This window comes from Collinsella sp. AM13-34, from assembly GCF_003473055.1.
GTDB lineage: Bacteria > Actinomycetota > Coriobacteriia > Coriobacteriales > Coriobacteriaceae > Collinsella.
This window is the reverse complement of sequence record NZ_QRLE01000004.1, coordinates 129,216-137,287: the sequence shown is the minus strand read 5'-3', so window position 1 is coordinate 137,287 and position 8,072 is coordinate 129,216. Positions and strand designations below refer to the sequence as shown.

The 8,072-nt window shown below is 59.2% G+C and carries 5 protein-coding genes; 3 read left to right on the top strand and 2 right to left on the bottom strand.

The annotated features are described in order from the left end of the window. Positions 1–93 precede the first annotated feature (93 nt). Together grcA3 and pflB are read right to left on the bottom strand one after the other, a co-directional pair. A complete protein-coding gene (grcA3, locus tag DW151_RS02660; protein ID WP_055252439.1) occupies positions 94–345 on the bottom strand; it encodes an autonomous glycyl radical cofactor GrcA3 in 252 nt (83 codons plus the stop codon). 85 nt (positions 346–430) lie between these two features. Further along, positions 431–2,482, bottom strand: a complete 2,052-nt coding sequence (gene pflB / locus DW151_RS02655; protein ID WP_118334305.1) for a formate C-acetyltransferase — start codon at positions 2,480–2,482, stop codon at positions 431–433. 550 nt (positions 2,483–3,032) lie between these two features. On the opposite strand from pflB, the gene DW151_RS02650 reads away from it, so the two are divergent. Genes DW151_RS02650 through DW151_RS02640 form a run of 3 tightly spaced genes read left to right on the top strand, consistent with a single transcriptional unit; the run spans position 3,033 to position 7,701 of the window. Further along, positions 3,033–3,482, top strand: coding sequence for a MarR family winged helix-turn-helix transcriptional regulator (locus DW151_RS02650; RefSeq protein ID WP_118334303.1), 450 nt, complete (start codon positions 3,033–3,035; stop codon positions 3,480–3,482). Continuing rightward, positions 3,479–5,845 (top strand): ABC transporter ATP-binding protein, encoded by a 2,367-nt coding sequence (locus DW151_RS02645; protein ID WP_118334302.1) that lies wholly within the window; start codon positions 3,479–3,481, stop codon positions 5,843–5,845. Before DW151_RS02650 ends, DW151_RS02645 begins: the two co-directional genes overlap by 4 nt. Then, the gene (locus tag DW151_RS02640) at positions 5,845–7,701 is read left to right on the top strand and encodes an ABC transporter ATP-binding protein (RefSeq protein WP_118334300.1); all 1,857 of its coding nucleotides are present in this window, start codon (positions 5,845–5,847) and stop codon (positions 7,699–7,701) included. Before DW151_RS02645 ends, DW151_RS02640 begins: the two co-directional genes overlap by 1 nt. Positions 7,702–8,072: the final 371 nt, after the last annotated feature.

The following is an 8,072-nucleotide window of genomic DNA, read 5'->3' as shown; positions in this document are numbered from 1 at the left end:
CACGAAGTGCGCAGCGAGGGCTTCTTGCATGTCCGAGGACGTTTTGGGAGGTAGCCCAAACAGCCCCAGCGATCCTGCGGGAGTTAAACCCCTTTAGAACTTGTTGTGGAAGGTACGCGAAATGACCTCGTCCTGCTGCTCCTTGGTGAGCGTGTGGAAGTTCACGGCGTAGCCGGAAACGCGGATGGTCAGCTGCGGGTACTTCTCGGGGTGAGCCTGAGCGTCGAGCAGCGTCTCACGGTTGAAGACGTTGATGTTCAGGTGGTGGCCACCCTTCTCGGCGTAAGCGTCGAGCATGTGGACCAGGTTATCGGCCTGAGTCTCGGAAACTTCAGAAACCTTCATAATGTGTCTCCTTCGATTGATAGGCGCCGGCCGAAACCGGCGCGCCAATCAGTAATCGTTATTGTTAGTATAGCACTAACAATAGTTACTCGCCCAGCTGATCAAGGTCGATATCACCAAAGAACACCTGGTCCTCCTTGCCGAGCGCACCCGGGATGATGGAGAAGGTGTTGGAGATGCCGTCCTGAGCATCGCGGAACGGGAGCTTGGAAACCGAAGACAGCGAAGCGATGGCGCCGTGGCTATCGCGCTTGTGCATGGGGTTAGCACCCGGGGCGAAGGGCTGGCCAGCCTTGCGGCCATCAGGCGTAGAACCGGTCTTCTTGCCGTACACGACGTTGGAGGTGATGGTCAGAACCGAGGTCGTGGGCACGGAGTTGCGGTAGGTGTCGTTCATGCGGATGTACTCCATGAACTGGTGCACAACGTCGTGAGCGATCTGGTCGACGCGGTCGTCGTCGTTACCGTACTTGGGGAACTCGCCCTCGGTCTCGAAGTCGACAATGATGCCGTTCTCGTCGCGGACGGGGTGGACCTTGGCGTACTTGATGGCGGACAGGGAGTCAGCCACGACGGAAAGGCCAGCAATGCCCGTAGCGAACCAGCGGTGCACGTGCTTGTCGTGCAGAGCCATCTGGATGCGCTCGTAGCAATACTTGTCGTGCATGTAGTGGATGATGTTCAGCGAGTTGACGTACACGCCAGCGAGCCACTTCATCATGTCGTTGTACTTGGCCACAACGTCGTCGTAATCGAGCGTATCGCCCTCGACGGCGCGATACTTGGGGCCGACCTGCTTCTTGGAGACCTCGTCAACACCGCCGTTGAGTGCGTACAGCAGGCACTTGGCCAGGTTGGCGCGGGCGCCGAAGAACTGCATCTCCTTGCCGATGCGCATGGAGGACACGCAGCAGGCAATGCCGTAGTCGTCGCCGTGGTAGACGCGCATGAGGTCGTCGTTCTCGTACTGAATCGAGGAGCTGGCGACAGAAGTCTTGGCGCAGAACTTCTTGAAGTTCTCGGGCAGACGGGTCGACCACAGAACGGTCATGTTGGGCTCGGGGCTGGTGCCCATGTTCTCGAGCGTGTGCAGGTAGCGGTAGCTCATCTTGGTAACGAGCGTACGGCCGTCAACACCCATGCCGCCGATGGACTCGGTGACCCACTGCGGATCGCCGGTAAACAGGGCCTGGTACTCGGGGGTACGGGCAAACTTGACCATGCGGAGCTTCATGATGAAGTGATCCACGAACTCCTGGATCTGCTCCTCGGTGAAGGTACCGTTGGCAAGGTCGCGCTCAGCGTAGATGTCGATGAACGTGGAGGTACGGCCGATGGACATAGCGGCGCCGTTCTGCTCCTTGACGGCAGCGAGGTAGGCGAAGTACATCCACTGGATGGCCTCCTGCGTGTTGGTAGCAGGGTTGGAAATATCGAAACCATAGGTCTCGGCCATCATCTTGAGCTCGCCGAGGGCGCGGATCTGCTCCTGCAGCTCCTCGCGGTCGCGGATGTTGTCGGCGGTCATGACCGTCGGGGTGGAAGCCTTCTGGGCCTCCTTGTCCTTGATCAGGTAGTCGACACCGTACAGGGCGACACGACGGTAGTCGCCGATGATGCGGCCGCGGCCATAGCCATCGGGCAGACCGGTGATGATGTGAGCCGAGCGGCAAGCACGCATCTCGGGGGTGTAAACATCGAAGACGCCGGCGTTGTGGGTCTTGCGCTCGAAGGTGTAGCGCTCGACAACGTTCTCGTCGACCTTATAGCCGTGCTGGCTGGCAGCCTGGCAAGCGATGCGGATACCGCCGTTGACGTGCAGCGCGCGCTTGAGCGGCTTGTCGGTCTGGAGACCGACGATGGTCTCCTTCTCGCGGTGGGCGTTATCGATGTAGCCAGCGGGGTGGCTCACGATACCCGTGACGATCTTGGTGTCCATATCGAGGACACCACCCTGCTCGCGCTCCTTAAGCAGCAGGTCGAGAACCTCGCCCCACAGCTCCTTGGTACGCTCGGTCGGACCGACGAGGAACGACTCGTCGCCCTCGTAGGGGGTGTAGTTCTTCTGGATGAAGTCTCGGACGTCAACCTCTCCCGTCCAAATGCCTTCCTTGAAGCCTTCCCATGCCTCCTGCATTGTGTAACCACGCTCCTAGTTACGTGTAATGCGGCGCTCTCTCACACCGCTGCTTATTGAATTCTTGAATGTTAGACCTGCATGACCGGCTTCATTCGCTTTCCGCCGCACATTAGCACAGGGAAAAACGTTTATTCACCTTGGTCTTGCAACCCTAAACCCAAGATTTCACCCGTCTGTGAAGGATAACATAGCCACCCCTCTCATCAGGGCTGTTATATGTTCCTTTTTTTATACCATAAGGGTGTTTTTAACAAATCCGCAGGAAACGCTCCTGCCATCAGCTACCGTTCACCGAATCGCTTGATATTTCCCCTTGCCTTTATACGTCCTGCGCTCTAGCTGTTATGCCAGCTTTAGCAGGGTAAAGTACCTCCGAGTAGGCTTTAGGACATGCCTAACGATCTGCCCCTAACTTTGCTGGCACCGACGGTGTACAGAGGTCGCCTAAAGGTAGTTTTCTAGGCATGTCCCAAAATCTACCGCATAGGGTACGCGTGCAAGGGTATCATCTTTTACCGAAAATAGTTTCTAGTGTTAGGGGTTTTCGGTGGAAGATACCGATTTCCATGAGCTTGGGCGTCAGCTCATAACTGAGTTTGGCAGCATGCATCAGCGCATTTCGCACTTTGCGGACAAAGCTCTCGGCGGCGAGATGGCTGTCATGCGCGCCCTCATACTCGCTGGCGGTTCGCTCACGCCGAGCGAACTCGCTAATCGCGCTTGGGTCTCGAACGCCCGCATCGCCAATATCCTACGCGCTCTCGAAACCAAGGGCTGGGTTGAGCGTGAGCACTCAAAGACCGACCGTCGTCGCGTACACGTCACGGTGACCGACAAGGGATTCCATGATCTCGAAATCAAACGTCGGGAACTCGAGGACCGCACCGCGGCCTTCCTTGAGCAGTTCGGCGAAACAGATACCCAAGAGATGGTGCGCCTTCTAAGGCGTTTCAACGAAATTATCGACCGCAATCAAGAAAGGAGAGATGCCGAGTGAGGATTCTCAAGCTCTTTAAAAAACATATCCTGGCACTGTTCGCAGCTATCGTACTTATCGTAATCAGCTGCAACGCCGATCTGGCGCTGCCTACCTATATGAGCGACATCGTCGACGTGGGCGTGCAGCAAGGCGGCATCGCCTCGCCCGTACCCGACACCATCCGCGCCGAATCGCTCGACGACCTCGAACTCTTTATGAGCGCTAAGGATGCCAAGACAGTAGAAGCTGCGTTTGGCAAGGCAGACAAAAACGGCATTCGAACGTACAAGGGCACCGAGGAAGAGCGTGCCGACGGCGGCAAGATTGCCGATATCATGAGCCTGCCTGAGACCGTCGTCCTTTCGCTCAACCAAGGCATCGACGCCAGCTCCATGGGCGACATGATGGGCGTGTCCAGCGAGAAAGACAACAGCGGCGCCCAAGCCATGCCCTCCCCCGAGCAAATGGCGGCGATGACGCCCGAGCAGCTCGCCGAGATGCAGCAGAAGGCCACGGCGGCCCAGAACATGCAAAAGCAGATTGATGCAGACGGCGGTAAGATCACCATGAAGAGCCTGCGTCTGGGCATCGAAGGCGGTCTGGTAGACCAAAGCAAGCTCGTCGAAAGCGCCAACGAAATGGCAGATAAAATGGGCTCCATGTCGGGGTCCATCGTCACCCAGCGCGCCGTGACCTACGTACAAGAAGAGTACAAGGCACAGGGCATCGACCCGGCCGACGTGCAGAACGCCTACCTGGGCCGCATGGCGACCACGATGTTTGGTCTGTGTCTGGTGTCGCTGGTCGCCACCATCCTGACCGGTGCCGTGGCTTCGCGCACCGCCTGCTCCATCGCCCGCGACCTGCGCCGCGAGACCTTCAACAAGGTTATGCACTTCTCGCCGGCCGAGGTGGGCAAGTTTAGCCAGGCCTCGCTCATCACCCGCTGCACCAACGACATTCAGCAGATTCAGATGGCCGCGACCCTGTTTATCCGCATGTGCCTGATGGCCCCCGTCATGGGCGTCGTCGCCGTCATGCGCGTCCTGGCCAACCACACCGGCCTGGAGTGGACCATCGCCGTGGCCATCATCGCGGTTTCGGCCGTCGTCGGCGTGCTTATGGGCCTCACCATGCCCAAGTTCAAAAAGATGCAGAGCTTTGTGGACCGCGTGAACCTCACCGCCCGCGAGCTGCTCGACGGTCTTATGCCCATCCGCTCGTTCAACCGCGAGGAGCATGAGCTCGAGCGTTTTGACAAGGCTTCGCTCGACCTGATGACCACGCAGCTCTACACCAACCGAGCCATGAGCTTTATGATGCCGCTCATGATGCTCGTCATGAACTGCATCACCGTGCTTATCGTCTGGTTTGGCGCGCAGGGCGTCTCGGACGGCGTGATGCAGGTCGGCAACATGATGGCGTTTATCTCCTATACCATGCAGATCGTCATGGCGTTTATGATCCTCACCATGGTTTCGGTCATCCTGCCCCGTGCCGAAGTCGCAGCCGAACGCGTGGAAGAGGTCATCACTTGCCCCACGAGCATCAACGACCCCGTCTCGCCCAAACTGCCCGCAGCCAGCGCGCCGCGCGGTGAGCTCACCTTCCGCGACGTGAGCTTCCAGTATCCCGATGCCCGCGCCGACGTCATTAGCGGCGTGAACTTCACCACGCATGCCGGTCAGATGCTCGGCATCATTGGCTCCACGGGCTCGGGCAAGTCCACGCTCGTGCAGCTGATTCCGCGCCTGTACGACGTCACGGGCGGCAGCATTTCGCTCGACGGCATCGACGTGCGCGACATGACCCTTTCCGAGCTGCGCCGCCGCATTGGTTACATCCCGCAGCAGGGTCGCCTGTTCTCGGGCACCGTCGCGAGCAACCTCAAGTTTGCCGGCGACATGGTGAGCGATGATGATATGCGCCAGGCGGCACGCATCGCCCAGGCCGAGGACTTTATCGCCGAGCGCGAGGGCGGTTACAACTCCCCCATCAGCCAGGGCGGCTCCAATGTTTCGGGTGGTCAGCGCCAACGCCTGGCCATTGCCCGCGCGTTGGCCAAAAAGCCCGAGGTCGTGGTGTTCGATGACTCGTTTAGCGCCCTCGACTACAAGACCGACGCGCGCCTGCGCGAGGAGCTGGCCAAAAACGTCACCGACGCCGCACTCGTGGTCGTGGCCCAGCGCATCGCGACCATCATGCACGCCGACCAGATCATCGTGCTCGACGACGGTCACGTAGTGGGCACCGGCACGCACGAGGAGCTGCTGCACGGCTGCCCGGCGTACCTGGAGATTGCACAGTCGCAGCTTTCCGCCGAGGAGCTGGGGCTTACCCAAGAAGAAATTGCAGCCGTCATGGAAGGAGGCGAGCGCTAATGGCAGACGAGACCAAGACTCAGATTCCCAAGCCCACCCGCCAGCGTGGTCCCATGGGCCGCATGGGTGGCATGCGCCGTGGCGAAAAGGCCAAGGACTTTAAGGGCACCATGAGGCAGCTGCTCGGCTATATCGGCCAGCACAAGATTGCCGTGTTTGCCGCCGTCGCCTTTGCCGTATGCTCGGTCATCTTTAACATTGTGGGGCCCAAGGTACTCGGCCAGGTCACCACCAAACTGTTCGAGGGCCTGGTTGCCAAGGTCAACGGTACCGGCGATGTCGACTTTACCTGGATCGCCAAGACGCTCGGCTTTTTGCTCTGCCTGTACCTGGCAAGCTCTGTCTGCAGCCTCATCCAGGGCTGGCTCATGACCGGCGTCACGCAAAAGATCTGCTATCGCATGCGCAAGGAGATCGCCGCCAAGATCGCCGTCGTGCCGATGAGCTATTTCAACGGCCACAGCAAAGGCGACGTGCTCAGCCGCATCACCAACGACGTCGATACGCTCGGCCAGTCGCTCAACCAGAGCGTGACGCAGCTCATCACGTCGGTGACGCAGATTATCGGCGTGCTCGTCATGATGCTTTCGATCAGCCTGCCGCTTACCGGCGTCACCGTGCTCACGCTGCCGGCCGCCGCGATTATCCTGACCGTGATGATTCACTTCTCGCAGCCGTACTTCCGAGAGCAGCAGCAAGTCCTGGGCGCCGTCAACGGCATTATCGAGGAGGACTTTGCCGGCCAGAACGTCATCCAGGTGTTCGACCGCGCCGAGGCCTCAATCGAGGAGTTCGACCGCCAAAACGACCGACTCTTTATTAGCGGCTGGCGTTCGCAGTTCCTGTCGGGCCTGATGATGCCGCTTATGAGCCTGGTGGGTAACATGGGCTATGTGGGCGTCGTCGTGGTGGGCGCACAACTCGCACTGACCGGCAATGCCACGCCCGGCGACATCCAGAGCTTTATCCAGTACGTTCGCAACTTTACGCAACCCGTGCAGCAACTGGGCAACGTAAGCAACACGATGCAGTCGATGGCAGCTGCCACCGAGCGCGTCTTTGAGTTCCTGGCCGCGCCCGAGGAGGAACAGAAGGCCGACGCGCAGATTCCCGAAAAGCGCCCCGGCCACGTGGAGTTTGACCATGTCAAGTTTGGCTACACGCCCGACAAGACCATCATCCACGACTTTAGCTGCGAGGCACAGCCCGGCCAGACCGTGGCCATCGTCGGCCCCACCGGCGCCGGCAAGACCACGCTCATTAAGCTGCTGCAGCGCTTTTACGATGTGGACGGCGGCTCGCTGCGCGTCGAGGGCATCGACGTGCGCGACTGGGACCGCGCGGCGCTGCGCGGCGAGTTTGCCATGGTGCTGCAGGATACCTGGCTGTTTAACGGCACCATCCGCGAGAACATCCGCTACGGACGTCCCGATGCGAGCGATGCCGAAGTCGAGGCCGCTGCACGCGCTGCACGCTGCGACCACTTTATCCACACGCTCGCCGGCGGCTACGACTTTATGATCAACGAGGAGGGCACTAACCTGTCACAGGGTCAGCGCCAGCTCGTGACCATCGCCCGCGCCATTTTGGCCGACCGTCCGGCGCTGATTCTGGACGAGGCGACCTCCAACGTGGATACCCGCACCGAGGAGCTCATTCAGCGTGCCATGGATGCGCTGATGCAGGGCCGCACGAGCTTTGTCATCGCGCACCGCCTGTCCACGATCCGTAACGCCGACGTGATCTTGGTGATCCGCGACGGCGACATCGTCGAGAAGGGCACACACGACGAACTGCTCGCCCAGGGCGGCTTCTACGCCGACCTGTACAACTCGCAGTTCGACGAAGCGGCGTAAATTCGGCGGCAAACAACCGCAATACCCAAAAACGGGGGCGCAGAATGAACTGCGCCCCCGTTTCGTGTCCTTTGGGCCTCGAACTGCCTCCCCTAGGACCTGATTGACAGCCCACTCCAAGCCCCGTGGGCAAAAAATGGCAAATATGAGTACTGTCACCTTTTTAGTAACAGCCAAAACAGCACCAAATGCTGCTCACACGGCTTGCACGCGCTCCTAAATTGATCAAACAGCCCAATAGCGGACTTATATGTGCTTACGTTAATGAACATATTTACTATTATGTCTATTATTTTGTGATGACGATATGGCACTGAGATAGCAACAGTACTCATATTTGCCATTTTTTGCCCACAGGGTGTTTCCCGGGG